We start from the raw sequence: 25,399 nt of genomic DNA, 5'->3' as shown, positions 1-25,399 counted from the left end.
CCCTGGATAATATGAAACTGGATGATGATGTGCTGAACATTCCTCTGTTCATGACAGATCAGGCCGATCGGCTGATTGGGTTGGCATTGGAGCAAAAATCATAATAAACGTTGCACAAAGGAGTGCATACATCCGCAACACGAAGAAGGCTCCTGATATGTGTCCCGTTAAGATTGTGAACGCATGCGTTCACAATCTTAACGGGAAAGCACTGATAAAATTTGATGTAAGAATTTTTGCCAAACTCCTTATCAAATCTTCTGCCAATGCGGAAATTAAACCTCTATCGTACACTGCACGTTCACTGCCACCCATTTCCTGTCCCACAATTCGCTTGCCAATATTCCAATAGGTAAGCAGCATTGCACAGCTTTCCAGATCTGCTTAATCTTTTTTATTCCTCTTCTACCCATGGAACACCATAATACTCCTCTACCAGATAGTCATGAAATCCCCATCCGATTCCGTCTGACTCTTGAACAATATTAACAAGCCTGTCATTCCATTTTTCAAACAAAGTTCTATCACCAGAAACAATTTTTATTACATCACAGAACATATCGCAAACTACATTGTAAAAGCTTCCATCAATATCTCCATACATATTTGTGAATTCAGTTCCACATTCCACAAAATATAATTTAAGTTCTGCAATCAATTCAATATTCTGGCATACCTTCTTTAAATCCGACAGAACTTTCTTCGCCATTGAAAGCGAGAATCCTACGCGCACTATATCATATGGAAAAAATATTTTATCCAGTTTCTCCAGAGACAAATTGTCAAGGACTTTTTAATCAAATTCACAAAAAATCTACAAAAAAGGTGCCAGAAGCACTGTATGGCTCCTGACACCTCGTTTGATAGATTACATTTTTCCGTTCAGCAGGTCTTTGCAGAGATATGCATAGTCTGGCAGCTGGTTGATATATGGCTCCCAGCGCCGCTTGATTTCGGCTAATTCCAGCGGGTCGGCTGCTTCCAGTGCATGATCGTTGCCCGTCATATACAAAACATCCGTAGCAACATCGTCCAAACACCTGCCGCAGAGATCGGCGGCTGATTCTATCCTGATACCGGTATCCACATAGACAGGATTTACGCCAATCGTCAGCCAGACATAGCCCACCTTGTCCGACCAGAGCAGTTCAAAATCAGGGCTTTGCCGCAGATGTTCCGCAAAGACTTCCTTTACTCGCTCAATTTCATGTTTCTCTTTTTCTGTGTAAAGCATTTTTGTGTCCTCCTTGACAAAAATTTTGGTGTGTACCATCATCAGTTTAGCACAAGGCGGCTTCGTTTATCAGTCTGTCACATCTGCTGAATTTCATTTTTGAGCATACGCTTGATTTTATCGCTCATGGTTTCTGTGCTGGTATTGCTGAAATGGACATGAACCTTGTAGGTCGTCTTACCGATTTTCTTTACCATCGCCGGCGTGTTTTCCGGCGCTCTGGACGCAGTAACGGCGTCTGCCACCTGCATAGTACGGGGTTCTTTGTTCATGGCGCTCCTTTCTCCGAACGGGTCTGTGCCGCCCGGTAAAAAATCAGTCGTGCTTACTGTTTACAATGTCTTTTGCTGTCTGTCGGGTAGCACCGGCATTTTCTTCCCGAAAATTCTTCCCATCAAAGAGGATCGGCGCACACCGTTCCAAAATACGGTCATAGATACGGGCGTGGGCCAGATCAGGCGGTTTTTTCAGCTCGGACAGTTTCAAGTTTGTTGTGATAATCATGGGTCTGCGGCTGCGATAGCGGCTGTCAATGACGAAAAACATCTGCTCCATAGCATATTCGGTACTGCGCTCTACACCCAAATCGTCAATGATAAGCAAGTCATACTCATCAAAGCTGGCAATAAACTCCGACCTGTCCTCAGAGAACATCCCGGTCAGGCGGTTCAGAATGGTAGGAAAGTTCGTCATCAACACCGGCACATCCTGGTCAAGCAAAGCATTGGCAATACATCCGGCGAAAAAAGATTTGCCGGTTCCCACATCTCCAAACAGCAAAAGCCCGATATTGCTCTTATATGCCTCTTTCCAGTTCTCCACATAGGCGTGAGCCTTGTCCATCAATGGGTTTTGCCCGTTATCATTGGAAAATGTGTAGTCGTACAGATAACGGTCTTGCAAGCCCTGTGCCTTTCGGCGTTTGATACGCTCCATACGGCGCTGCCGTTCTTCAGCAGCCTTGCGCTGCTCCTCAGCTTCCCGCTGGCACTGGCAGATGCAACGCGGCACAAAGTAGCCGGATTTCCCAAAGCATGGCACAACGGTCTGCCTCTGGCCGCCGCATTTCTTACAGTGAATGAGCCCGTCTGACGGGTCTATATACTCGTCCTCAGCCAATTCCACACCGGCAGCTGCCTTGTCGATGAACGCCCGGATTTCTGCGGTAATCTCAATCATACAGTTTCATCCTCCTTTACGCTGTAATCCCGGTTGCGTGAGGGTGTGACGGTTTTTTTAGCGTCCTCACCGGCCCAGCGCCGGATGGTCGCTGCATGGCTCTGATAACGCTTGCCGGTAGAAGCCATGTACTCGGACAGTTTTTCGATGTACTGTTCCCATACAGCAGGAAAGCTGGCCTGCAAGTCTGCCAGTTCTTCATCCGTCAGGAAAACATTCTGGTAACGGCCATAGGTGTGGGAAGGGCGCCCCGTTTCAGGGCGTACCTTCTCTATCTCTCTCTTTATCTCTATCTCTTTCTCTAACTCTATCTCTATCTCTGGTGGACGAATGTCGGACAAATGTCCGCCACTTGTCCGGAGCGCAGAAAGAGCCTTATTTTGGAGCCTCGCAGCCCGCTTTCGCTCGGCCTCGGTAGAGGACTGGCCGATTAAAAGTTCGATGTTGCTCATGTAGAATGTGCCGCTGTCCAGCACTTCCACAAGACCCAGCTTCAGAAATATCTGCAAGGCTCTCTCAACAGTGCCGATCTGCTGGCGGGTAATGGTGGCGATCATCTGCGCCGTGTAAGGGATGTCCTCGTCAAGCTGGAGCCGCCCGCCATGTTTCAGCGATTTCAGGTATAGCTTGAGCAGAATGTTGGAATACAGCACACCGTCCTGCATACTTTCCAGCAGCACGATGGAATCATCGTCAAAATAGTTTTCTTTGAGTTTCAGGTAATAATATTTTCGATTGTCTGACATAGGGTTCCTCCTTAGGGGTTCTCTTGGGATTCTGTACGCATTTTAAGGCTATTTTAGGGGTCAGAGGATAAATCTATCAGCTTACCGTTGACACCCTCGAAAAAAGCCTTGATTTACAAGGGTTTTTCAGCCCCTAAAGCGTGACATTTCTCCCGTTGTTTCCGCTTGCGCTTTGTGGCGTTGATCCGCTTCATGCGTGCGGCACATTCCGGGCAGTATTTGGCCCGATTGGAACCGGGGGTAAACAGCGCCCCGCATACGGCACATTTCTTATCATTCAGCCGGTGGAACAGCGCCGTTTCCAGTTCCTTATCCTGCGGTAATACCGCCGCTCGAAACCACCTGCACAACAGGGAGTAGGAAATAGACTGGACACAGACACATTCCTCCTCATCGTCCAGGGCGATACAGTTTCCGTCGATGTAGTTGCAGCACTCATGCACCAGCCTCCGCGCTCTGCGGTACTGGCGGTAATCCATGACAGGGATAGGTTCAGTCTTGTTGTTCTTCATAAATGATTTCTTTCATAGTGTAGCTAACCTCCTCGAATGAATTTATTGTTAAATATTCGTGTAAAGTATTGTTTTCTTCGTGCAAGTGGCATATACTATAATTGCCAGCAGAAAGGGGTTGATCGTATGGCTGGAAATACCACAAACATCAGTATCCGCATGGACGCAGATTTGAAAGCACAGGCGGACGCACTGTTTACTGAACTTGGCATGAACCTGACTACGGCGTTTAACATCTTTGTGCGCCAGTCGCTTCGTGAAGGCGGCATTCCCTTTGAGGTAAGGCTGGAACAGCCGAACAAAGAAACGGTTGCTGCCATGCTGGAAGCGGAAAGGATTGCAAAAGACCCGTCTGTAAAGGGCTACAATGACCTTGACGAGTTGTTTGCTGACCTGAAAAGATGAAAGAAACCAAATATACCGTCAAGTACACGACCAGTTTCAAAAAGGACTACAAACGAGCCATCAAGCGTGGCTTGAAGATCGAGCTGCTGGAGCAGGTCGTAGCATTGCTGGCAATGGGCGAGCCGCTGCCGGATAAGAACCGCGACCATGACCTGTCCGGCGATTGGGCAGGCCATCGGGAATGTCATATTCTCCCGGACTGGCTGCTTGTCTACCGCATAGAGGATGATGTTCTGGTGCTGACGCTGGCCCGCACCGGCACACACAGCGACTTGTTCGGCAAATAAACAGTCTGCCGCCGTATGGGGAAACCTGTACGGCGGTTTTTCTGTATGCAAAGGTATGTCGTGAAACGCGACGCACTTGACAGAGGTACGCCAAAACGCGGTAGCCTTTACCGCTCCGGCCCACGGTCGTGAGACTTGTCCCGTTCCTGTCGGGACAGCTGCTCGGCGGTTTTGCGGAGCCGTTCCACTGCTTTCAAATCCTCCCTCATGGATTTCATGGCAAGCGTGTCCGTCTGCTTTCCGGCGGTCAGCTGGTCGATCTCCCGCTGCCATGCCTTCGGGGTGATTCCCTCGCCGCTGTCTTTCAATTCTTTCAGATACCGGGCTGCTGCGTCATACAGGATCAGTTCCCGGCTGTGGCGCTGCTCAAACTGTTCCCGCTTTTCCGGCTTTACTTTGGCAAGCTGTTTGTGGATGGACTTGTACTGGTTGTACTGTTCCCACATCTCCCCGCGTTCGGTAAGAATGGCGATCCGGCGCTCAGCCTTGACGATCTTTCCCCGCAGGTCATAGTAACGGCTGTTCATATCAGCGATTTTTTCATGAAGCTGCTGCATAGACTGGATGCCGTTTGCCTGTAAAAAGCTAAATAGTGCAGCGCTTTCCTGCAAAGCCCGGATTTTGCCGGTGCGGGTGCGGGGAGTGTTCAACTGCTGCTGGGCCCCCCACAAAGCAGTCAAGCTGCTTTGCTGTGTTTGTGGTTTTTCCGCTTCGTCTTTCGACCAGCGATAAAGACGGGTAATGCGGGCTTTAATTTCTTTCAGCAGTTTGTTGTCGGCGGCGATCTGTCGGTTTACTTCCCCCTTGTCGGTGCGGATACCGCGCTTTTCCATTTGGCTGGCAGCTGGCCCCAGATGGACAGAGGGAATTTTATCAATGCCCTGCCGCTTGTAGCTGCGGTGGTCAATGCGCTCCGGTCTACCGGCAGATTCCAGCGCCCGGTTGGTGTAGGCTGCCCACGCTGCCCGCCAAATCTCCACATTTCCTTTATCGTTCCAGTCGGTCGTATCCTCCCGATGATTTTTCCAGCCGCCTTTCCCATCCGGGATACGCTGTCCGTTCTCGTCCAGATCGTATGCCTTGCGGCACTTTGCGCCCCACTGTCCATTTTCTTTCAGAGGCCGGAGCGTCAGCATGATATGGACATGAGGATTGCCGGTTCCCTTGTCATGGATAGCAAAGTCGGCACACATTCCTTTGTCTACAAAGTTGTCCTTCACATAGGCACGCACAAGGGCAAGCTGTTGTTCGCCGGACAGTTCACGGGGCAGGGCTGCTTCAATCTCGCGGGCAAGCTGACTGTCCCTTGCTTTCTCGATTTGCTCCACGCTGTTCCAGAGGATAGAACGGTCTGCAAATTCCGGCGGGGCGTGGGCGGTCAGCATGATCTCCGCATGGACAATGCCGCCTTTCCGGGTGTAGTCGTGGGTCATTCCATCCCATTCATTTGTCATCTTGGTTCCGCTGCGGTAAGCAGCTGCGGCAACGGCAGAACGGCCTGCGCTGCGCTTGATGATACTGACGGGGATATGACAGAAATCTATGGGGAACACCTCCTTTCAGTGAGGGGATAACAGGCTCTGTGGAGCCGGACAAACGCAAAGCGGGTGTTTGGCTGTGCAGAGCGCACAAGGGGTTTGGGGAGCGTAGCTTCCCATCGCGGACGAAGTACGCAATGCCCCCGGCAGGGCGCACAGCACCGGCAACGGTGTATAAGTGCGCCCTTGTAAACAAGGGACTTATGGCGTGTCCCCGGATTTTGGAAGGATTGCAGTCAATTCCACAGCCCCCGGAAGGTGGGACAGGGCAATCAGAAATGCTTTGACCTCTGCGCCGGAAAGGTTAGGAGCCAGCGGGAAAATCCCCTCTAAAATGGCTCCGCGCTCAATCAAGCGGCGGGTGCGAACCCTGCGTTCTTCATTCCGCTGCTTGTTCTCTAAAATCTTCTTGCGGTTTTCAAGCTGCCAGATCTCCTTCAGGACTTTCTCCCGTTCTTCTTTTGAGGGGTGGGCTGTAATTTTTTCGTTCATGTCATGCACCTCTTTTCTTTGGAAACGCTCATAGATTGACCGTCCATTTCTGACGCGCAAAGTACCGGCGTAGCCCCCGCAGTGCAGCGTGGATGGATTTTCCCGCCTGCGATGGTGTGATACCCTCCATTGCGGCAATATCTTTCACTTTCATACCCAGCATATAGCGGGCATGGACACGGCGGGCCTGCATAGGTGGCAGGGAAGAAATGGCTTCGTACAATCGCCGTATCAGTTCTTCGTATTCGGCTAATTCCTCTTTTTCTATCAGATGATCCTCTGGCGATGGCTGCGCCCAGCCGATTGCAGCATTTTCGATTCCGTCGTTACAATCGAGGGAGTAAAACGCCTTATATCGGAACATCTTGCGCTCTCTGGAAGCCTCGGCCCTCTTATCCAGAAGAAACGCTTCGACGATCTCATCGGACACCTCCACAAAAATGTCCTCTTTGCAAAATGGATAATATTGTTTGAGATTGATGGTCTGCATAGGCACGCCCTCACTCTGTTTGAAAAAGGTCATCATAGCAGCGGCGCATATTCCGCAGACCCCGACGGATGGCAACGCTGACCTTACTGCTATGGATACCCTCTCTCCGGGAGATTTCCGGCTGCTTGATACCGTCAATATAGTAGGCGTGAACACGGCGGGCCTGTGTCGGAGTGGCATGAGCCAGAGCCACCGGCAGAGCTGCTATCAGGTGCAGGTGGGTGGTCATTTCTTCTCGTTCCAGCAAAATATCTTCCGGCGATCTGCTGTGTTCCAGTGCGTAATTTTCCAGCCAGCTGTATGCGTCCAGAGAGTAGTAGGCGCGGTGGTAGACTTTCCGACGCTCATAGTTCTCCATCTCCCGCTGGGCCTGATACATCGCTGCCCATACCTCGTCCGTAACATCCACAAACTCGTCATGCCGGTAGTGGGGATACATCCACCGCAGATTGATTGTTTTCATAGGCTTACCTCCTGAAAATCGGAGAGGCGGGCAGCTCGTCGGCTGTCCGCCCCTCGCTGAGATAAGGGAAATGATCCCTTTCACTTGGTAGCCAGAAAACAGGTCATTCGTTAAGCCTGTTTTCAAAGAAATTTATAAAATTTTTTCTGACCGCCTCCACACTTTGATACACAGCCACTTTGGAGCAGCCGCACAGCACACCGATCTCTGCAAGGCTCAGCCCGTCAAGCGCATAGAGCAGGAACCGGCTGCGCTGGACATTGGTGCAGGTGTCCAGAACAGCCATCAGCTCATGAAGCGTTTCCATGCGGCAAAGGTATTCTTCCGGCGTTTCGCCGTAGACCCCTACACCCTCGGTGGTAATGATGTACTCGTCAAACTCCCGGCCATCCCAATGCCGCCGCTGTTCATGGAACAGGTTCTCCGTTTTGTGATCGGCCCGGTCAAGAAATTCATAAACTTCCAGCGTGACCTCCACGGCCACAGCTTGTCCGTTATAATTGATGGTAACTTCCATCTGCCTTTCCTCCATTCAGATTTTTTCGGGAAAATCTGAATGGGGTGGCGGAGAACGGCACCGAGGATAAAGTTCGGGCCATGTTGACCCGATGTTCCGGCTCCATAGGGACAAAAAAGCGCCCGGACGGCATAAAGCCATACGAGCGTCATGGAATATATTTTGCTGTTTAATTACATGGTATAGTGCATACCACTGGCCGCATTGCTCCGCTGCTGGGAACAGGCTTTTTTTAGCTGGTGCAGGTCATGGGTACTGTGAAAAAAGACAAAAATAGACACGGCGGCAATCCTCCTATATGCCGCCGTGGATTTACACGGTGTTAGGTCGTCGTTAGATTGGGATAGACGAAAAGAAACGGCGGCTCTGAAAATCAAAGCCGCCGCTTCATAGGCGCGTGAATGTATCTGCTTTACGACGGCTTTTTTTCTTTGCCGTCGTCCGGCAGAAACACTTTTATTTGTTCTCAGTTTAGAAAATCAACCTTACTTCTAAATGACTTCCAGCTTACTCATGTGTAAGGCAAGTCATGACCACCCGCTTAGCGGGTGGCATGTTCTCCCCCTAGAAGGGGATATTACCTGCTTGCGCCCGGAAGGCGCACTGAAGTCTGCTAACTGCACCACATTTACAGCAGCCCCCAAACTGGGGGCTTTTTCAGTGCTTCCTTACTCCGGCGCATCCTCAAAAGAGGCTTGCTGGTTTGCTTTGACTTCCTACTTCCGCTCCAAGCGGGATTTACTTATTGTATTTCTTCACCGGCTCACCCGTGAACGGGTCGATATACTCTACTAATGACATCTGGTCATACTGTAAATCCTCTTTTAACTGATTCTGAATATACTCTTTGATTTTTGCAGTATTTTTCCCCACTGTGTCTACATAATATCCACGGCACCAGAAATGCCTGTTTCCATACTTATATTTTAAATTTGCATGGCGTTCAAATATCATCAGGGAACTTTTTCCCTTTAAATATCCTACTATTTCTGATACAGAATACTTTGGCGGAATTCTTACAAGCATATGTATATGATCTGGGCAGCATTCTGCTTCAATAATTTCAATTCCTTTTCTTCGGCATAATGATCCCAAGATTTCTCCTACATCTGCTCTTATTGCTTTATAAATTATCTGTCTCCGATATTTTGGTGCAAATACGATATGATACTTGCATTCCCATTTTGTATGAGCTAAACTATTCACGTCCATTATTTGGACCTCCTGTGCTTTCATTTGTGGTTTTGCAGACCCACATCTATATTAGCACAGGAGCTCATACTTATATCTAAAGATTATTCCCACCACCTGCATAGCAGGTGGTTTATTTTATTGTCATACAATCAAAAAGGCTGTCCTACCAGTTTTGGCGGGACAGCCTTTCAGATTTATGATGGTGTTAAGTTTTCCGTTTGTTTTACTGTGAACTGATATTTTCCACAATCGACATAGCGTGTAATCTTCTTGCTGGGCCTCGTACAGCCAGCGCCGTGGTTGCGAGAATCACGCCTACGATCAAGCACAATTCCAGCCACGGAACACCCCAGGGATTTCCGAATGTGCGAGTGATAAGGCTGGAGTACAGGAACCAATGAAACAGCAATCCGAAAATACATCCCAATATGACACCACTTATGGCATACGAGGCAGCTTCTGCAGAAATCATGCGTGTAAGCTGTTGATTACTCATGCCAATGGCACGCATTACTCCATATTGACGAGTTCGGGCGGAAACTCCCATGCTGATGGTATTCATAATATGGAAAATCGTAATGGCTACAATGATTGACAGGAAACCATATACCAATGTTGCAAAAGCATAATAAAGGCCGCGTTGTTGCTGTGCTTGGATTAAGACATCAGTGAAAGTGACTCCTTCACCGAACAATGCTTCAACCTCGGCAACATCTTCTTCATCAGAACCAAAGCGGAACTGGACATCCAGGATAGTATATCCAGTCTCACCCGTCAGCTGCGAAAAAGTTTCCTCGGAGCAGATCAGTGTTTCCGTTCCCTCTGCACGAGCCAATAGGCTGTCAGACAAAACACCCCCTACCGTAACTGTTTGATCCTTCCCGTTTATTGTCAGTGTAATGGTATCTCCCACCTGCACTTCTGTTCCTGTGTTTGCCACAAACAAGACCTGTCCCGGCGTGTTCGTTACAGTATCTATGGAACCTGCAATTAGTTGATCTTGCGCCCAGCGGAACTGATTTTCTTCATAGGAGATTAGATTGCTGTTATGGTTTGTGCCGCTAATTTGGGCAGGAACATCATAAGCAAACATTCTGCCAAACACTCGACTAACAGCGGAATTTTGTACTACGGCATCCCTTCGATCCGCCGGAATGGAACAAGTATTTGTGTCACTGACAATGGAAAGCTCGGGCGACCATTCTTTCGGCATAAATGCGTTTTCCATAAAGGGAACCAGCGTACAGAACCCTAAAAACAAGGTGATGCAGATTGCAAATGCACCTGTCATCAGAATATAGCTGCGCCGTTTGGCCTTGGCATGATGGATACCAAGTGCTACCTCTACATGCCACCGCCGAGTGTTTGCCGCATGGCGGAACGAGGATTCCTGCTGTGTATTGCCTGTGACAGCCTCCAATGGGGAAACCTTTGCTGCCATTTTTGCGGGGGTCCGAGCCGCCAATAGAACTGTAATAAGTCCCAATACAATGCTCACACCAATGCTTAGCCAGCTAATGCCAAAGATAGGCATATAACCAAACCATACAGTGCTGAGCTGCCGCATGACTGCACACAGTCCCCAAACCACCACGATACTTAACCCGATACCAATGGGTATGGCGGTAATGCACCACTGTAAAGCCTCACGGCGCACAAAGCGCAATACTTGGCGACGAGTGGCTCCCAAACAGCGCAGTAAACCGAAAAACTCCATGCGCTGGCTGACATTACTATTCAAACTACTGGAAATCATCATAACACAAGTTCCCATTACCACCAAAGAAAGCAGAAATGCCATTGTGTATATCTGCGACATATTGGAACCCGGCAGCTGCCCGAGCATACTGAGCAGTTCTTCATTTTGAGTGATTTGTGCATCAGATATGCCGTTTTGCTGCTGAATATCAGCAATGCTGGAACCAACATTAGTGAGCAGCGAGAACCGAACGACATACTGCCAGTTGCCGCTTAGATCCGCAGTTTGAATGTTTGACAGCCCTTCAGGTGTCAAAAGGATTGCACTGGCACTTCCCGAGATCATATTGGCGGCATCATCCTCCATAATTCCCGTAATCGCCAGTTGCATTGTACTCCCATCAGGAGAGTTCAAAGTAAGAGTATCTCCCAACGAAATTCCTGCTGTTTGTGCTAATGTAGATGAAACAGCTACCTGTCCAGCTATCTCAGGGAACTCACCTGAAAGGACAGAACCTAAATAAATTTCAGAAAATATTGTCTCGTCCATCCCTGCAACAGAAACGGGCTGATCTGCCACTGTGCAGCCGATTTCTGCGGGAATGTTGCCTTGCCAGCCAGACAAGTCTATTTCAGGGCGGGCAGCAATATATTCGGATGTTTTTTCGTCAATAGCTGTGATTTTACAATGCCAATCTCCAGTTTGATGCCGGGTTTCATCCGTCATGCTTTTCAAATACATATCGGCCAGTCCAAACATGACTGCAACCAGGAAAACCGCCAGCACAATGCAAATGCGTGTCATGCGGCTTTGCCTGCGGTGAACCTTGTTGGAGATAGAAACCAAGTCGAGGTAGTGTTTCATTTCCGGCTCGCCCCCAACTCCTTCAGCACACCATCAGACATATTGAAAATGCGGTCTGCCGCACTTGCATGATTTTTGTTGTGGGTAATCATCAAAATGGTTTGCTGGTACTTGGCCGACATGGTTTGCAGGAGAGCCAAGACTTCCTGACTATTTTTACTGTCCAGATTGCCGGTCGGCTCGTCCGCCAAAATCAGTGCAGGTCGTGTAACCAAAGCCCTGCCGATAGCGACACGCTGTTGCTGGCCACCGGAGAGCTGACTGGGAAGATGATGACGGCGTTCGGTCAGTCCCAAAACATTCAGCAGCTCGTTGACAAACCTCTGGTCTGGCCGCTTGTAGTCAAGCAGCAGCGGAAAAGTGATGTTCTGTTCTACATTCAGTTCCGGGATCAGATTAAATGACTGAAAGATAAAACCGATGTGTTGCCGCCGGAACACGGTCAGTTTTTTCTCCGGCATTGAGAAAATATCCTGACCGTCGATCCACACCTTGCCGGAAGTGGCTTTGTCCAGAGCACCCACGACATTCAGCAACGTACTTTTGCCGGAGCCGGATTCACCAATAATGGCAATAAATTCACCTTTGCGAACCGAAAATGTTGCATGACGCAACGCTTGAACCGCTGCTTCACCTTTTCCATAGGTTTTGCACAAGTCCTGTACTTCAAGAATATTCATACGCAGTACCTCCTTATGGTCACATCATACCCCCTTCGGCTTACTTCCAAGTGACCTGCATCTTACTCATTTGTAAGGCTGAAAAAGTTCAATGTGAAGGTAGTTCCAACATCGAGTGTGCTGGTTACAGAAATAGTTCCCCCATGTGCCTCCACAATAGATTTAGCCAGCGGTAAGCCCAATCCTATCCCATGCACATCTGACGAAAAGCGGCTGCGGTAAAAGCGTTTGAAAATGTTGTATAAGTCCTCTTGGTGGATACCTTTGCCATCATCTGTAATGACGATCTGAGTCAACAGGGGTGATTGTGTCCATTGCACCGAAATGTGACCGCCCGGTTGTGTGTGTTCCAAAGCATTTTTGACGATATTTCCAATCGCCTCTGACATCCATAGTGCATCGCAATTAAGAGAAATATCATCCTTACCCGAAAGGGTGATCTCTTTGTGATCCTGTTCTGCCCATGTTTCAAATCGTTCCAAAACATCTTGCATGAGAGCGGAAACATTTTCTTCTGCTTTTTCCATCTGTATAATTCCCGCATCCAGGCGCGCCAGTTTGAGCAGTGTATAAATGACGTTCTCCATTCGCTTAATCTCTCGTTGAGATTTTTCCGAAAAGTTCGCCACCGTTTCGGCTTCTCCTTTATGACTACTTATGATTTCATGGTACATTTTCAAAGCAGATAGCGGCGTTTTAATCTGATGTGATACATCCGAAATGATGTCCTGTAAGAACTCCTTTGTCTGCTTCTGGCTCTCTGCATGGGCGGAGAGAATAGTCGCCATTTCATTGACATCATGGAAAAGGCTATACCAATCACCGGTTTGGGAACATTCAATTCTGGACATGGAATTGCCATCCAAAAATTCTCGAATCTTACTTCCTGCATCATCAATAGCTCTATGCTGGCGTCGCAGATAAAACAGCAGAACCAGATATACCATACCGAACAGAAACAACAGCAGCAAGAATAGATACAGCATCGTCTGATTGCGATATTCCCGAACAGTGGGCAATAGCTGCATAGATGTTGCTTCACTGTATCCAATAGAGGCTAGCGCTTCTTTGCCTCGTTCTATATCGCTTTCGTTGGGGTGAGCAGTAAAAGCTGAAATCTGCAATTTATCCTCATGGTTCAGCTGGTAGCCGGAAACACCATAGTCATGGAGCAACATCTCATGTTGGAAGTCCTTTGCAAGTAAAAACGAAAGTCCTGCGGCAAGTAGAAATGAAATAAGGCAGATGACGGTGATTGCCAACAGTAGATTCTTTGTTTCTTTCCCTAATTTGCCCATACCTTGTCCTCACTCAACGACCCATTTATAGCCGATACCTCGTTCCGTCAGCAAGTATTTAGGCTGATTGGGTGTGTCCTCAATTTTGTTTCTCAGCCGCCGGATATACACAGACAAGGTATTGTCATCCACAAAGTTTCCGTTGCCATCCCACATCCTATCCAGGATCATTTCTCGCGGCATAAGGTGATTAGGATTTTGCATGAACAAACATAGTAATTTGTATTCCACCAGCGGGAGGTCAAGCGGTTCATCATTTTTCCAAACGAGCCGTTCCGCCGTATCTACACGAATACCATTGGCTTCCAGAATAGTGTCCGCTTTAGAAAATTGCAAGGAGCGGCGCAGGATTGCCTTAATTCGGGATAACAATTCATTCAGTTTGAATGGCTTTGTAATATAATCGTCGGCACCCATATCGAGCCCCCGGACAATACTGATTTCCTGATCCGATGCTGTTAAAAATATAATAGGGACTGTTGAACTGTTCCGTATCTCTTTGCAAACATCAAATCCCGTACCGTCTGGAAGAGTAACATCCAGTAACAGCAAATCATAAGTATTCTTTTTGAATAATACTAAAGCTTCTTTTTTAGTTTTGGCATTGTCTACTGTATATCCACTTATTTCTAAAGTATATTGTAGACCGTCAATTAGGCTTAAATCATCTTCTACATAAAGTATCCTTTGCATTTTTTAGTTCCTTTCCTTGTTTTGTCCGGCCATCAAGCGGCTTCTCCGCAGTTTTAGGGAGCAGCCAAATACTCGCCATTTTCACAGCGCCGGGGATACGCCCTCCGGCACAATAATAATTTACCCTACGAGGTGTCACGCCCCATTTCTCGGCGGCCTCTTTCAATGTTATATAGTCCATTTCGCACCTCCACAGAGTACATTATAGTTCTCTTTCTCGAACAATGCAAGAAACGGAATGTGAATTATAAACTTCAACCAACCTACATATAGCAACATTCCGCAGGCAAAGTATGAATTATACAATGTAACTGGGTGATGTTATATGGCGAAAGTTGAAGATTGTCCCGGTTTTGAAACCTTCGGCGCAGATGTCAAAGCCGCACGAGAGGCAAAGCGTCTGGCACGAAAAACATTGGCAGAAATGGTTGGGATTGAATGGCGGTATCTTGCCAACATTGAAAATCAAGGTGCGATTCCGAGCCTGCCCGTGATGATCCAGTTGATTAAGGTCTGCGGACTTCCCGTAGAGCGATATTTTAACCCGGAGATCATGCGGGAAGAAAGCGATCAGCGACAGCGGGTCAGCCACAAGCTGAAGCTCTGTCCTGAACAATACCTGCCGATTATCGAAGGTGCCATAGACGGGGCGCTCAAAATGGAACAGACTGCGAAGCAGAAGGAGGACGCATAATCGCGGCCTCCTTCTAGCGTTTCTATATCAAGTTTCCCGGCACTTTTCCCAAAGTTCCCGGCACCTCTGCTGGATTTCTCCGGTTTCTGTCACAGTCAGATCGCGGTCATTTCCGGTAATCTTATCTTCCAGAAAGTTGGCGTATGTATCCAGCAAGGCGTTTCGCAAATCCTCCGGAGTTTTCTGTATTTCGGCGCTGTACCAGTCATTCCGGTGAGGTTCCCATGCCATCAATGTATAACCGTGGCTGGTCTGCACCACCTCATACAGAGGATCATCATCCAGATATGCCTGAAACACTTCCAGAACCTTTTCAAAGGTCAGCATTTCCCACACCTCCCATTCAGCTGCAAATCAGTTCCCTGATTAAAATTTCCTCAATCTGTGCCGTTAATGTGTTCATCAGTCCTACCCAGCGCATAGGATCACAGGCTTTCAGTTCTTCCGTGACACCCGCAGTCTCCATCATGTGAGGCAGCATGGTGTCCATGCGCTCCTGCGCTGTCCGGTCAATCTCTAACAGGTGTGGATACAACTTCTCGCTCATCAGCAGTTGGTTGTAGAGAATAGGACGATGTTCCTTCAGGTAGGATTTTCGCATCCTGCCGTACTTGCCGATAGAAGTTTCCGGCTGCACAGAAAGTTTTAGGTTGGGTATATCATAATCTCCACAACGAATGTAAGTCAACTTACTCATATTCATTCTCCTTTGCTCCATGATGATTAGACTGCTGCGCTGGTTGCTTTGCGCGGTTCTTCTTTCGGCAGCTGCCCGACAGTAGAAAAAATACCTTTTTTCATATTCTCAGCCCGGATCAAGGCTTTCTTAGCGTCCATTTCCGCTTTTTTCTTCGCCTTGATTTTGTCCTCATACCGTTTTTGTGCGCCGCTGGCTTTCCGCTTCAAATAGTTCTGATGAAGCCTGTCCTTGCGTTCTTCTTTTTTTCGCAGTTCTTCCTGTTCCTCCGGGGTTAAAGGAACCGGCTGTAAAGATGGTGGGATGTAGCGTCCTAAAAAATTGAAGTAGATTTCAATTTCCTGCGTGGTGTCCTGGCTGCCTTTTCGGGCGCGTTCGTGGACAAGGATTTTCTCTACAAACTCGTTGAGCATGGTGTTTGTCAGAGTGTCAAAATTCTCGTACTTATCAATCAGGGCTATAAATTTCTCCGCTGATTTCTGGCTCTGTTCGTAGCCGGTAACAGCCTTTTCCAGCTCCGCAATTTCAATCTCAAGTGCGTCCTGCTCTTTGGCATACTGTGCATCAAGCGCCCTATATCGTGCATCCGGCAGTTTGCCGAGGGCGTTGTCCTCATAGATTTTGCAAATCAGTTTTTCCAGTTCTCCGGCTCTCTTTTGAGCAGCGGCCAGACGCCTGCGCTTTTTCGCTATATCGGCACTCTGTTGGGCAACCTGCGTTTCCTGAACGGTGTGAATAAATTCCGTCCGATCATTTCTGGAATATTCAGCGATAGCCCGGAGCGTGTCGGAAACCAATGTCAGAACAGCACTCTCATTGATACGGTGTTGTGTAGGGCATAGTGTCCCACACGGAACTTTGGTATAATTGGAACAGGTATATTGAGAAATCCGCTTGCCATTGTTGGTGCGGTGGACATACATCTTGCTGCCACAATCGGCACAATAGAGCAAGCCTGTGAGGGAAGCCGCTTCGCCCCAGCCGTTTGGATAACGCCGTACATTGCTGCGGATTTTCTGCACCAGATCAAAGGTCTGCTGGTCGATAATGGCTTCATGGGTATTCTCAAAGATCGTCCACTCGTCCTCAGAAACATAGTGGCTTTTCTTGTCCTTAAAGTGCTTGCGGGTCTTGAAATTGATGGTGTGCCCCAAATACTCTCGTTTTTTCAAAATATTCACGATGGTAGATGATCCCCATCCATAGGGGTCTTTGACCGGCTTTGAACGGTTCACACCCTCGTTGAAGCGAGCAAGGTGTACGACAGGAATTTCAATCCGGTCTGCGGATAATTTGTAGGCGATCTGATAAGGCCCATATCCCTCCAGCGTAAGGGAAAAGATACGGCGTACCACTTCGGCGGCTTCCTCATCTACCAGCCAATGTTCCCGGTTTTCATCCCACAAGTAGCCGTAAATCACGGTGCCTGTCAGGTGCTTACCGCTCATGCCTTTTGACTTAAACACAGAGCGGATTTTCCGGCTGGTATCACGGGCGTAAAATTCATTCATGATGTTGCGGAACGGGGTAAAATCGTCATCACCTTTCAGACTGTCCACACCATCATTGATCGCAATCAGCCGAACTCCGCGCTGCCGCAAAACCTCCATAACTTGACCGACCTTTAGATAGTCGCGCCCCAACCGGCTCATGTCCTTGATGACGATTGCCTCTACACGCCCTGCCTCCACTTCCTCCATCATCGCCAAAAATCCGGGACGGTCAAAACGGGTACCTGAGATACCATCATCGGTAAAGTGCGTAGGGTTTGGCAGCCCATTCCGGCGGGCAAAATCCTCTAACATCTGCTTTTGATTGGAAATGGAATTGCTCTCGCCCTGTAACTCATCGTCCCGGCTCAGGCGCTCGTACAGTGGGGTAATTTTTTCGTTTCTCATAGCTGTACCTCCTGAAACAAAAATGCTCTAAGTGATTGCTTCACTAACCATGACACAATCATGATTAAGAAGTCACTTAGAGCATATATCACCTGATACTGTTCTAACAGTTTTTTTCCATACGTTTCATCTAGCAGGGTAAGATTCAACATCTGTTCTGCCTGATCACAATTTTTATATACATCGCACAGCATTTTTTCCAGTTCTTTTCTCTCTAACTCTGCCAATCTCTTCTTCAACGCAGGGATTGTCATTTCTCTTTTCATTTATTCTTTTCCTCCTGGTTCGCCCTGTTTAATATATGCTTCAAGCTCAAACTGCCAGTTCTTTGCCTCTGACATACTTGCAAGTCCTTCCTTTTTAATACACAATTCTGAAATAATCCAAATACGTTTTATATTTGTCCTGCGCCGTCAAACAGGTATCCGTCAAATAACCTTTTTCATTATTCCATTCTTTCAAACCGCGATAATAGAACAGCTTCAAATTATCATCAATAATGAACGGAACAATATTATAATTCAGGCATTCCTTAAACATAATCAGTCTGCCAACTCGACCGTTGCCATCTTGAAATGGATGTATTCTCTCAAATTTCACATGAAAATCCAGAATATCTTCCAGAGTCTTCTCTTCTTTGGAATTGTACTCTGTAAGTATTTCCTTCATTCTATCGGCAACATCTTCTGGAAGGGCAGTTTCCATTCCGCCGACTTCGTTCGGCATCTTTTTATAGTCGCCAACAGCAAACCAATCTTTTCTTGAATCGCTGGTTCCTGTTTTCAAAATAGAATGAAGTTCTTTAATAAATTTTTCCGTCAATGCTGCTTTCGCATTGTCAATAATTATATCAATACAACGGAAGTGATTTGATGTTTCAATCACATCATCCACATTCAGCACTTCATTCTCCACACCGATCGTATTCGTTTCGAAAATATATCTAGTCTGATCGTGTGTCAAACGGCTGCCTTCGATATGATTAGAGTTGTATGTCAAATCAATCTGTGTCTTATGATAAATACCGCCGAAATATTTATTTGCTTTTTCATCCTGCAAAATATCCAACAATGTTGTCGGCTGTTCTTTTTTCTTATTGGAGCGTTCCGGCTTCTCTGCATTTTCCGGAATCGTCCAGGTCTTTCCGATAAGGAAAGCGCCCGGTACACGCCCATGAGCGCAATAATTGCGAACGCTTCGTTCTGATATACTCCATTTTTTTGCTGTTTCTGTAACAGAAAGGTAACGCATCTGATATCCTCCGCCTATGTGGTCAATACTATTTTCCTCAAAAAGATATTTATGAATCATGGCAAGACTTTTATAATTTTAACATCGAGTTTATTCAAGCAGCCCATTACAAACATATCCGCAGCCTTTATACCTAGTATACCACACTATCGGCAATTTTAATATATTCGCTTTTTGTTTTCATCGTTTTATTGCCGATACCGGTAATTTGCAAGCATCGCTTCTTATTCTCCTCATCATTCCTTGAATAGTATATTACTGATGCAAATAGCATCCATTAGCCGTCCCCTACGCATCTGCTTTATCCCAGCCCTGCCTCCAGCAACTCCGCTGCCGCCTTCCTATCTCTGACCCTAATGAGATTATCCCAGACATCTTCTTTTCCCAATAGATTCATCCCTCCATGCCACACCAGCATTTGGTCGATAACTGCAAAGCGTTCCGCTTCGTCCTCTGCAATTTTTATCTGAATCCCTGCTTCTTTCATTTGAGCAATCAGCTGATGGGAAAATGCCGCGCTGCCATAGGAAGAGTTCTCCGGATCCTCTGTAATAACGGTTATTTTGATTCCTGACTCCTGTCTCGGTTTCATCAGATATGTAAAGCGGCTGACTTTTTCCTGTGTTAACCCGGGACTGGAAATCACGATTTCTTTCTCTGCTTCTATTAGGTCCTGTTCAAAAACTGTTGTGTAATTGCCGGAATCATAAATCGCATTTACATCCTGTTTATCTGCTGCAATATCGGTCACAACCTGAAAACCTATCTTTTTATATGTGCGGAGACGTTTCTGATACATGTTGTCAAATTTCTGAATATGGGGATCTATATAATCATATACAATGACGTCCTTTTTCCCTTCATAATCACGGTTCAAACGCCCGACATACTGTTCCAGTCTGCCGGCAAATGATACCGGAGCGGCCAGCATAAGCGTATCCAGCCTTGGAAAGTCAAAGCCTTCACCGATTTTCTGTCCTGCAGCCACCAATATCAGCGATTTGCTGCGGGGCACTCCTTTCAGTCCAGATCTTACGGCCTCATTTTCTTTTGCAGTATTATCCCCGTATAGGATGAAGACATAATCCGCGTCCTGTTTCACACTGTCATAAAGCAGCTTCGCGTGTTCTTTATATCTCGTGAGCACCACGGGTGTCCTCCCCTGTTTTACACATGCCCTTATATCCTCCAGTATCTGGCTGTTTCTCACAGTGCTTCCGCTTATAAGGGCATATGCCGCATTTATGTCATACCTGCATTCGGATGTGCCTATGACCCTCGTATACCTGGGCATAACAAGATGAGAGATTCCCTGCTCCTCTGTCCGCTCCAAAGCCGTATATCTGTGTCTCACAGGTCCCAGAAGCATATAATTAATTTTTTCAAGATTATCGCTTCGCATCGGAGTGGCGGATACACCGTATACATACTTTGCATTCACTCTTTTTAGTATTTCCTGCGCCGTGGCAGATGCTGCGTGGTGGCATTCATCCATGATTATCATCCCATATGCGTTCAGGTTCTCATGGAAGGTTCCTTTTTTATACAGCGAACCGATCATAGCAATGTCGATAATTCCGGTCATGGTGTCCCTTCCGCCCTTTAATGTGCCTATAACGCTTGTACGCTGTTTTATACGTCCGGTTTTTGTCCGGTAGTTCGGCGGTTCTTCATCAACCTCCAGAAACCGATTAAGTTCATCTTCCCACTGTGCAATTAGTTCTGTGCTTTCCAGCAAGATCAGTGTATTTACTTTTCTGCTGGCAATCAGATAGCTGCAAACCACAGTCTTGCCGAACGCAGTTGCTGCGCTCAATATTCCGTTATCAAATGTCAGAAGGTGTTGCGCGGCCAGATCCTGCTGCACCCGCAGCTCCCCCTTAAAGGATACGCGGATTGGACGGCCTTTTTCTCTATGGTCGGTTATTTCAAATGCAATCTTCGCTTTCCTGCATTCATCCGCCACATTCTCCAAAAGCCCTCTGGGAATTCTAATATAGCCGTCCACATCCGTTCCCAAATAGACGGTGCTGAAATTATAATAATTCGAATAACCCATCCGCCTGTTTTTATAAAAAATGGGATTATCAAATGCCGCCATACCGCGTATCTGATTCTGCAGGCGGGGTTTTAAATTTAAAGCATCCACATACACACCGTCTGCCAGCACAATATGTAACGTACCGGTTACATCCGATGCGAAAAAACCGTTGTAGCGCTTCCAGGGTTTGGGGCGATCTTTGTTATCAGGACAGAGTTCACCTGACCATTTCGCTATATACTGGTCTATTTCTTCCTGTGACAGTCTTTTCGTTCGAAACAATGCGTTCCATTGGTCCGGATACGCATTCCAGTTCTCATCTACAAAAGCACTGTTTCCGTTTTTAAGTGCCTGTCCCTGCAAAGGCAGTGCGATCAGGTTTCCGATAGAATTTGCCACATTCTGTGAAGGGTACATCCGGTCATAATAGCGGAATGATTTCAGATTGACCGTGGAAGCTCCCATATCAAGCAGCAGATAACCAAAACGTCTTGCCGTCTCTGCCGATACAGCCTTACGAAAAAAGATCCATACATGCGCGCCCCGGCCGGAGCGGGACCGTTCTACCAGCGCATCGATTCCGTTCTGTCTGCATATCAGACGAAGGGCGTCCACCTCCTCATGCCATTCGTCATCCTCATTCGCAAAATCCATCTTTTCCGCTTCTTTTTCATGGTTATCAAAATCAAATACAAGAAATCTGCAGGTTCCGTCAGTCAGCAGTGGATATACCCCGATTACATCCGTTCCATCTTCGCGGTATCCCGTCAAATGTTTTATCAGAAGTTCCGGCGTAAGCTTTGTCCAGCTTGTATGCGCACACTCCTCGCACTGCTGCCTTTCTCCCCTTTGCTTCGGGCATAGCGGATTCCAGCGGTTACTGCACTGGGGATAATAATTGCCGCTCTTCGCCCTCTTAGCAAACACATCTTCTCTGCCCCAAAACATAGCAAAGAATTGGGTTGCCAGCTTTCGGTCAATATACTGCTGGCTGATTCTGGCTCCCTGATCCGGATCATATTCCTCCGACATGTTAGGTGTACTTAAAAACGCCTCGCTTTCCGCATATGGGATACCGGCTTTCTCCAAAAGCATTTTAAGTGCCTTATTCTCTGACTGAAGATCTCTGATCAGCTTTCTAAGGGAATCCAGATTATACGCTTCTACATTCATTCAGGATCTCCTTTCCCTGTCAACGGCCTCGGCCTGATGACCTATGCACACTTTCGTGTACTTACTGTTTTTCTTCTTTCTATCATTATAGAATGAGTCCGCAGATCCTGTCTACAGCCTGCTCTTAACTCCAATCGCATTACAGTGTTTCATCACTATGAAATGCATACCGGAAGACCCACAAAATAAATTAGGGCGTGTTTGAAAATTGCTTTCCGTAAGATGTGCGTCACACATTGTGGGAGATTGCCTCCAAATGAGGGAGGCGTAGCGGGCTACGTTGACCGAATTTGGAGGTAATATACCGCAATGTGGGGCGTGCAGATTGCGGAAATGAATTTTAAAACGCGCTCTAGGGCGGCAGAGCCATTTACAGCTCCGCCGCCCTCACTATTTAATCAAAATAGTGCTCATACTCCCCGCAGCTTCCGGCATACAGCTGCTATTGCTCCACCCTCTGCTTAAGCTCACGCCTCATCACCCGGCCAATCAGCACAGCCGCCAGAACAGCCGCAATCACTTCCGTTACCCAAAAGGCATTCCAGACGCCCGCAGCCCCCATCATTTGGCTTAATAAAAATGCCAGCGGCAGTATCACGGCAATGTATCTTGCCAGTGATATCATCAGGGACTCCATGCCTTTTCCCAGTCCCTCCAGCACTCCTGTAACCGCGACGGATATGCCCGATATGAGGAAGCCTCTGCTGATAATGAGCAGTGCCTCTCTTCCCAGAGCGACGGTTTCCTGACTGTCGGTAAACAATCCGAACAGCCCTGTGGGGAAGCATACGCTTAAACCGGTTCCCACTAACATCACGACGCTGATGAGTCCCAGGCCCGCCTTAAAAATATCCTTCACCCTCTTATACTCCCCTGCTCCGTAGTTGTAACCGCAGATCGGACGCATGCCCTGGACGATCCCGTTGGCGGTCAGATACAGGAAGGTCTGCAGCTTATAGTAAACCCCCAGAACCAGCACATATGCGGCGGAGTAGGCGGCCAGAAGACCGTTTAAGACCGTCAGCATCAGTGACGAAAGCGCCATGTTCAGCGCGGCCGGAATCCCTATGCCGTACATCCTGCCGATCACCTGTTTCGCGCCGGCCATATGTTTAAACGAGATGCGCACCGGCACCTTCCCGGTTTTCCTTAGATATATGAATACATAAATGAGCAGGGAAGTCATCTGGCCGATCCCTGTTGCGACAGCAGCACCTTCGATCCCCATTTCCGGAAAGAAGCCGATGCCGAATATCAGGAACGGATCCAGCACAATATTGACCACGCAGCCGGCCATCATGCTGAGCATCGAGACCTTCATCTGCCCTACCGCCTGAAAGATCTTTTCATAACATACACCGGCGCCGATCGGTATACAGAATAAAAATGCCACATTCGAATAAGCAGTTCCCATCTGAAGAATCTGCGCATCCTCTGTAAACGCCGATAAAAATGCCGGCATGCCCGCGATACATACAACGCTTAGTATCAGTCCATGCAGTATATTCAGGATCATCCCAGCCGTCGCGGCCGCATCCGCCAGTTTCTGATTTCCCGCCCCAAGCTGGAAGGCAATAACCGCGTTCACGCCTATGGCGAAACCCACGGTGACCGCATTTACCAGATTCTGCGCAGGAAATACCAGCGACAGTGCCGTCATGGCATTCTCACTGATTTTTGCCACATAAAAGCTGTCTATTATGTTGTACAGTGAATTAACCAGCATGGATATGGTCATTGGAAGCGCCATGGTCACCACCAGAGGCAGCACCGGCCTTTCTTTCATGAATGTCTGTTCCATCTTATATCTTGTCCTTTCTCATGTCACCAGCCAAGGGCTGATGACCTGCGCACGCTTCAGCGTGCTTCCTTTTTAAATTCTTCAAATTTCAACCTTACGCTTAGCCCAAGGCGAAAAAGGATCCCACGAGCGGAGTCTCCGCCTGCGGCGGATCACTTTCACAGCATACTACCTTCCCGCCTAGTACATCGTAAACCAAATAGCTATACTTTTTACTGAGCATATTTTTTCGGGAGTGCGGATCAAAAAACGCAGGTCTACATTCCATTACGGTCCGTGCTAAACAAGCGCCACTGGCGCTTAGCACCGTAGCGGGCTACGTTGAGGCTTTTTGATCCGTGCTATCGGAAAAATAGGCCAGTAATAAAGTGTAGCTATTTGGTATACGAGGTACTAGTGCAGTCCTAACGGAGTAATTTCGATTTCACAGATCGTACTGTGCAGAGCACCCCCTATGAAACAAAAAACGCCGCGCAGCTGCAATTAAACAGCCGCGTGGCGAAAAATGGAGCTAACCTCCAAAAAAATCCACTTCCAAATAGTTGGTTTTGGATTTTTATGGTACCATTTTACTCTGAATATGTCAAGATTTATATTAAACTAAACAAACCTCCTAAAACATCCATGGTTACTGTTCACACGCTGCCGATAAAGCAGCGTATGAGAGGGCAGGGTATGGTCCTCATAGGGATCCCTTGAAGCCCGCCGGTTCTTTCGCTGCGTAGTCTGCAGCGTTAGAACCGCTGCGCGCTTCACGGAGCGAGAGCGGGTCCCAATGAGGAGCATACTCTGGCCTGTCATGCGCGGGAAGTTTACGGTAACTGTGAACAGCAAACATCCCATGCCTGTTGCAGTACGCATACAGGATACCATGCCCTTTCTTTCTGAACCGAACCGATATCCCCTGTTCCGGGTACAGCTTAACCACCTCACAGCTGTCCGCAGTAACATATGCTATGAAAGAAATATAATGCTTCTTTTCCATGGGATGTGTCATGGTTACGCAATATTCATGATCCACCGTTTCAACCGATATCCCATGCGCATCCTCCTCCGGTTCGGCCAGAAGCTCCGGCAGTGAAACCCCGCAGCAGGAGATGCTGCTCTGCCCGACAGCTGTGATGATATTGCCGCAGACAGGGCAGACATAAAAATGCATTTTTTTCATATTTCCCGAAGGATTTTCATTTTCCTTAAAATCACCGGTCAGCAGCTCGGCCGCAGATACGCCCAGCGCTTTTGCAAGCTCCTCCAGGATTCCAATGTCAGGCAGCCCTTTCTCCGTCTCCCATTTCGAGATCGTCTTATCGCTCACATTGATACGTTCTGCCAGCTCCTTTTGCGTAATCTTCAGCTTCTCCCTTAATTTCTTAACTGTCTTTCCTGTAACGTAGCCCATAAATTCTATTCCTGCAGCTGTTTCATGACCTGTTATGCCCGCCGTACAGCTGCATCCTCTCTTTATATTCATTCATGAGCCCATTGTACAGCAGACTCGCTTCACTTACAATCTGCGCACCGTAGAGTCACGGCTGCCGATAAAACAGCACATA

Annotated in this window: 29 protein-coding genes; 3 read left to right on the top strand and 26 right to left on the bottom strand. The window is 47.6% G+C overall.

The features are described from left to right. Window positions 1-394: 394 nt before the first annotated feature. The 6 genes from DWZ56_RS09730 to DWZ56_RS09705 form a co-directional block, all read right to left on the bottom strand. Complete coding sequence (locus DWZ56_RS09730) at window positions 395-709, bottom strand: hypothetical protein (protein WP_118556441.1); 315 nt, start codon at window positions 707-709, stop codon at window positions 395-397. A gap of 159 nt (window positions 710-868) precedes the next feature. After that, entirely contained in the window at window positions 869-1,276 is a 408-nt protein-coding gene (locus tag DWZ56_RS09725; protein WP_442911444.1) for a hypothetical protein, read from the bottom strand. Between the two features lie 35 nt (window positions 1,277-1,311). After that, window positions 1,312-1,485, bottom strand: coding sequence for a transposon-encoded TnpW family protein (locus DWZ56_RS09720; protein WP_008978040.1), 174 nt, complete (start codon window positions 1,483-1,485; stop codon window positions 1,312-1,314). A 64-nt stretch (window positions 1,486-1,549) separates the two neighbouring features. Further along, a complete protein-coding gene (locus DWZ56_RS09715; protein ID WP_118556440.1) occupies window positions 1,550-2,413 on the bottom strand; it encodes an ATP-binding protein in 864 nt (287 codons plus the stop codon). After that, on the bottom strand, window positions 2,410-3,159 hold the full coding sequence (locus DWZ56_RS09710; RefSeq protein WP_118556438.1) for a phage replisome organizer N-terminal domain-containing protein: 750 nt from the start codon (window positions 3,157-3,159) through the stop codon (window positions 2,410-2,412). The genes DWZ56_RS09715 and DWZ56_RS09710 overlap by 4 nt, the downstream gene beginning before the upstream one ends. Before the next feature lie 113 nt (window positions 3,160-3,272). Then, a complete protein-coding gene (locus DWZ56_RS09705; protein WP_118556436.1) occupies window positions 3,273-3,671 on the bottom strand; it encodes a cysteine-rich VLP domain-containing protein in 399 nt (132 codons plus the stop codon). Between the two features lie 126 nt (window positions 3,672-3,797). Here DWZ56_RS09705 and DWZ56_RS09700 point away from each other — a divergent pair, with 126 nt between their 5' ends. Both DWZ56_RS09700 and DWZ56_RS09695 read left to right on the top strand, forming a co-directional pair. After that, window positions 3,798-4,076, top strand: a complete 279-nt coding sequence (locus tag DWZ56_RS09700; RefSeq protein WP_005924829.1) for a type II toxin-antitoxin system RelB/DinJ family antitoxin — start codon at window positions 3,798-3,800, stop codon at window positions 4,074-4,076. Then, entirely contained in the window at window positions 4,073-4,363 is a 291-nt protein-coding gene (locus DWZ56_RS09695) for a type II toxin-antitoxin system YafQ family toxin (protein ID WP_002596328.1), read from the top strand. The genes DWZ56_RS09700 and DWZ56_RS09695 overlap by 4 nt, the downstream gene beginning before the upstream one ends. Before the next feature lie 107 nt (window positions 4,364-4,470). Here the strand turns inward: DWZ56_RS09695 and mobQ are convergent, their stop codons facing one another. The 11 genes from mobQ to DWZ56_RS09640 form a co-directional block, all read right to left on the bottom strand. Beyond that, window positions 4,471-5,916 carry a MobQ family relaxase gene (gene mobQ / locus DWZ56_RS09690; RefSeq protein WP_118556434.1) on the bottom strand — a complete coding sequence of 482 codons (1,446 nt, stop codon included), beginning with the start codon at window positions 5,914-5,916 and terminating at the stop codon, window positions 4,471-4,473. Between the two features lie 186 nt (window positions 5,917-6,102). Continuing rightward, complete coding sequence (locus DWZ56_RS09685; RefSeq protein WP_107630807.1) at window positions 6,103-6,393, bottom strand: DUF3847 domain-containing protein; 291 nt, start codon at window positions 6,391-6,393, stop codon at window positions 6,103-6,105. Between the two features lie 28 nt (window positions 6,394-6,421). After that, the gene (locus tag DWZ56_RS09680) at window positions 6,422-6,883 is read right to left on the bottom strand and encodes an RNA polymerase sigma factor (RefSeq protein ID WP_118556432.1); all 462 of its coding nucleotides are present in this window, start codon (window positions 6,881-6,883) and stop codon (window positions 6,422-6,424) included. A gap of 10 nt (window positions 6,884-6,893) precedes the next feature. Next, entirely contained in the window at window positions 6,894-7,346 is a 453-nt protein-coding gene (locus DWZ56_RS09675; protein WP_118556430.1) for an RNA polymerase subunit sigma-24, read from the bottom strand. A 103-nt stretch (window positions 7,347-7,449) separates the two neighbouring features. After that, window positions 7,450-7,863 carry a sigma-70 family RNA polymerase sigma factor gene (locus DWZ56_RS09670; RefSeq protein ID WP_118556428.1) on the bottom strand — a complete coding sequence of 138 codons (414 nt, stop codon included), beginning with the start codon at window positions 7,861-7,863 and terminating at the stop codon, window positions 7,450-7,452. A gap of 738 nt (window positions 7,864-8,601) precedes the next feature. Beyond that, window positions 8,602-9,075, bottom strand: coding sequence for an IS200/IS605 family transposase (gene tnpA, locus DWZ56_RS09665; protein WP_118556426.1), 474 nt, complete (start codon window positions 9,073-9,075; stop codon window positions 8,602-8,604). A gap of 205 nt (window positions 9,076-9,280) precedes the next feature. Next, the gene (locus DWZ56_RS09660) at window positions 9,281-11,620 is read right to left on the bottom strand and encodes an FtsX-like permease family protein (RefSeq protein ID WP_118556424.1); all 2,340 of its coding nucleotides are present in this window, start codon (window positions 11,618-11,620) and stop codon (window positions 9,281-9,283) included. Beyond that, a complete protein-coding gene (locus DWZ56_RS09655) occupies window positions 11,617-12,300 on the bottom strand; it encodes an ABC transporter ATP-binding protein (protein WP_117500089.1) in 684 nt (227 codons plus the stop codon). The genes DWZ56_RS09660 and DWZ56_RS09655 overlap by 4 nt, the downstream gene beginning before the upstream one ends. Window positions 12,301-12,362: 62 nt before the next feature. Further along, on the bottom strand, window positions 12,363-13,598 hold the full coding sequence (locus DWZ56_RS09650; protein WP_055066044.1) for a sensor histidine kinase: 1,236 nt from the start codon (window positions 13,596-13,598) through the stop codon (window positions 12,363-12,365). 9 nt (window positions 13,599-13,607) lie between these two features. Continuing rightward, a complete protein-coding gene (locus DWZ56_RS09645) occupies window positions 13,608-14,291 on the bottom strand; it encodes a response regulator transcription factor (protein ID WP_118556422.1) in 684 nt (227 codons plus the stop codon). Beyond that, the gene (locus DWZ56_RS09640) at window positions 14,263-14,472 is read right to left on the bottom strand and encodes a DNA-binding protein (RefSeq protein WP_118556420.1); all 210 of its coding nucleotides are present in this window, start codon (window positions 14,470-14,472) and stop codon (window positions 14,263-14,265) included. The genes DWZ56_RS09645 and DWZ56_RS09640 overlap by 29 nt, the downstream gene beginning before the upstream one ends. A gap of 144 nt (window positions 14,473-14,616) precedes the next feature. On the opposite strand from DWZ56_RS09640, the gene DWZ56_RS09635 reads away from it, so the two are divergent. Next, complete coding sequence (locus tag DWZ56_RS09635; RefSeq protein WP_107602795.1) at window positions 14,617-14,985, top strand: helix-turn-helix transcriptional regulator; 369 nt, start codon at window positions 14,617-14,619, stop codon at window positions 14,983-14,985. Between the two features lie 27 nt (window positions 14,986-15,012). Here DWZ56_RS09635 and DWZ56_RS09630 read toward each other — a convergent pair whose 3' ends face one another. The 9 genes from DWZ56_RS09630 to DWZ56_RS09595 all read right to left on the bottom strand — a co-directional run bounded on the left by DWZ56_RS09630 (window position 15,013) and on the right by DWZ56_RS09595 (window position 25,317). Continuing rightward, window positions 15,013-15,312 carry a hypothetical protein gene (locus DWZ56_RS09630; protein WP_005933668.1) on the bottom strand — a complete coding sequence of 100 codons (300 nt, stop codon included), beginning with the start codon at window positions 15,310-15,312 and terminating at the stop codon, window positions 15,013-15,015. Window positions 15,313-15,328: 16 nt separating this feature from the next. Next, window positions 15,329-15,682, bottom strand: a complete 354-nt coding sequence (locus DWZ56_RS09625; protein ID WP_026650081.1) for a TnpV protein — start codon at window positions 15,680-15,682, stop codon at window positions 15,329-15,331. A gap of 26 nt (window positions 15,683-15,708) precedes the next feature. Then, the gene (locus tag DWZ56_RS09620; protein WP_118556418.1) at window positions 15,709-17,580 is read right to left on the bottom strand and encodes a recombinase family protein; all 1,872 of its coding nucleotides are present in this window, start codon (window positions 17,578-17,580) and stop codon (window positions 15,709-15,711) included. Beyond that, window positions 17,577-17,846 carry a hypothetical protein gene (locus DWZ56_RS09615; RefSeq protein WP_118556416.1) on the bottom strand — a complete coding sequence of 90 codons (270 nt, stop codon included), beginning with the start codon at window positions 17,844-17,846 and terminating at the stop codon, window positions 17,577-17,579. Before DWZ56_RS09615 ends, DWZ56_RS09620 begins: the two co-directional genes overlap by 4 nt. Window positions 17,847-17,940: 94 nt before the next feature. Further along, window positions 17,941-18,831, bottom strand: coding sequence for a Fic family protein (locus DWZ56_RS09610; protein WP_118556414.1), 891 nt, complete (start codon window positions 18,829-18,831; stop codon window positions 17,941-17,943). Between the two features lie 301 nt (window positions 18,832-19,132). After that, window positions 19,133-22,045 (bottom strand): TOTE conflict system archaeo-eukaryotic primase domain-containing protein, encoded by a 2,913-nt coding sequence (locus tag DWZ56_RS09605; protein ID WP_118556412.1) that lies wholly within the window; start codon window positions 22,043-22,045, stop codon window positions 19,133-19,135. A 111-nt stretch (window positions 22,046-22,156) separates the two neighbouring features. Then, a complete protein-coding gene (locus DWZ56_RS23605) occupies window positions 22,157-22,384 on the bottom strand; it encodes a DUF6783 domain-containing protein (RefSeq protein ID WP_334294778.1) in 228 nt (75 codons plus the stop codon). A gap of 103 nt (window positions 22,385-22,487) precedes the next feature. Beyond that, a complete protein-coding gene (locus DWZ56_RS09600) occupies window positions 22,488-23,846 on the bottom strand; it encodes an MATE family efflux transporter (protein WP_118556410.1) in 1,359 nt (452 codons plus the stop codon). Between the two features lie 682 nt (window positions 23,847-24,528). Beyond that, window positions 24,529-25,317, bottom strand: coding sequence for a helix-turn-helix domain-containing protein (locus DWZ56_RS09595; protein WP_330424853.1), 789 nt, complete (start codon window positions 25,315-25,317; stop codon window positions 24,529-24,531). Window positions 25,318-25,399: the final 82 nt, after the last annotated feature.

Origin of the sequence: Lachnotalea sp. AF33-28, from assembly GCF_003477885.1 — a bacterium.
In the GTDB taxonomy this organism is placed as follows: domain Bacteria; phylum Bacillota; class Clostridia; order Lachnospirales; family Lachnospiraceae; genus AF33-28.
This window is presented reverse-complemented; position numbering and strand designations above follow the sequence as displayed.

Coding starts and splice junctions, on each gene's coding strand:
- DWZ56_RS09730 (WP_118556441.1), bottom strand. CDS start 709: ATGGCGAAGAAAGTTCTGTCGGATTTAAAGAAGGTATGCCAGAATATT.
- DWZ56_RS09725 (WP_442911444.1), bottom strand. CDS start 1,276: ATGATGGTACACACCAAAATTTTTGTCAAGGAGGACACAAAAATGCTT.
- DWZ56_RS09720 (WP_008978040.1), bottom strand. CDS start 1,485: ATGCAGGTGGCAGACGCCGTTACTGCGTCCAGAGCGCCGGAAAACACG.
- DWZ56_RS09715 (WP_118556440.1), bottom strand. CDS start 2,413: ATGATTGAGATTACCGCAGAAATCCGGGCGTTCATCGACAAGGCAGCT.
- DWZ56_RS09710 (WP_118556438.1), bottom strand. CDS start 3,159: ATGTCAGACAATCGAAAATATTATTACCTGAAACTCAAAGAAAACTAT.
- DWZ56_RS09705 (WP_118556436.1), bottom strand. CDS start 3,671: ATGAAGAACAACAAGACTGAACCTATCCCTGTCATGGATTACCGCCAG.
- DWZ56_RS09700 (WP_005924829.1), top strand. CDS start 3,798: ATGGCTGGAAATACCACAAACATCAGTATCCGCATGGACGCAGATTTG.
- DWZ56_RS09695 (WP_002596328.1), top strand. CDS start 4,073: ATGAAAGAAACCAAATATACCGTCAAGTACACGACCAGTTTCAAAAAG.
- DWZ56_RS09685 (WP_107630807.1), bottom strand. CDS start 6,393: ATGAACGAAAAAATTACAGCCCACCCCTCAAAAGAAGAACGGGAGAAA.
- DWZ56_RS09680 (WP_118556432.1), bottom strand. CDS start 6,883: ATGCAGACCATCAATCTCAAACAATATTATCCATTTTGCAAAGAGGAC.
- DWZ56_RS09675 (WP_118556430.1), bottom strand. CDS start 7,346: ATGAAAACAATCAATCTGCGGTGGATGTATCCCCACTACCGGCATGAC.
- DWZ56_RS09670 (WP_118556428.1), bottom strand. CDS start 7,863: ATGGAAGTTACCATCAATTATAACGGACAAGCTGTGGCCGTGGAGGTC.
- tnpA (WP_118556426.1), bottom strand. CDS start 9,075: ATGGACGTGAATAGTTTAGCTCATACAAAATGGGAATGCAAGTATCAT.
- DWZ56_RS09660 (WP_118556424.1), bottom strand. CDS start 11,620: ATGAAACACTACCTCGACTTGGTTTCTATCTCCAACAAGGTTCACCGC.
- DWZ56_RS09655 (WP_117500089.1), bottom strand. CDS start 12,300: ATGAATATTCTTGAAGTACAGGACTTGTGCAAAACCTATGGAAAAGGT.
- DWZ56_RS09650 (WP_055066044.1), bottom strand. CDS start 13,598: ATGGGCAAATTAGGGAAAGAAACAAAGAATCTACTGTTGGCAATCACC.
- DWZ56_RS09645 (WP_118556422.1), bottom strand. CDS start 14,291: ATGCAAAGGATACTTTATGTAGAAGATGATTTAAGCCTAATTGACGGT.
- DWZ56_RS09640 (WP_118556420.1), bottom strand. CDS start 14,472: ATGGACTATATAACATTGAAAGAGGCCGCCGAGAAATGGGGCGTGACA.
- DWZ56_RS09635 (WP_107602795.1), top strand. CDS start 14,617: ATGGCGAAAGTTGAAGATTGTCCCGGTTTTGAAACCTTCGGCGCAGAT.
- DWZ56_RS09630 (WP_005933668.1), bottom strand. CDS start 15,312: ATGCTGACCTTTGAAAAGGTTCTGGAAGTGTTTCAGGCATATCTGGAT.
- DWZ56_RS09625 (WP_026650081.1), bottom strand. CDS start 15,682: ATGAGTAAGTTGACTTACATTCGTTGTGGAGATTATGATATACCCAAC.
- DWZ56_RS09620 (WP_118556418.1), bottom strand. CDS start 17,580: ATGAGAAACGAAAAAATTACCCCACTGTACGAGCGCCTGAGCCGGGAC.
- DWZ56_RS09615 (WP_118556416.1), bottom strand. CDS start 17,846: ATGAAAAGAGAAATGACAATCCCTGCGTTGAAGAAGAGATTGGCAGAG.
- DWZ56_RS09610 (WP_118556414.1), bottom strand. CDS start 18,831: ATGCGTTACCTTTCTGTTACAGAAACAGCAAAAAAATGGAGTATATCA.
- DWZ56_RS09605 (WP_118556412.1), bottom strand. CDS start 22,045: ATGAATGTAGAAGCGTATAATCTGGATTCCCTTAGAAAGCTGATCAGA.
- DWZ56_RS09600 (WP_118556410.1), bottom strand. CDS start 23,846: ATGGAACAGACATTCATGAAAGAAAGGCCGGTGCTGCCTCTGGTGGTG.
- DWZ56_RS09595 (WP_330424853.1), bottom strand. CDS start 25,317: ATGAATATAAAGAGAGGATGCAGCTGTACGGCGGGCATAACAGGTCAT.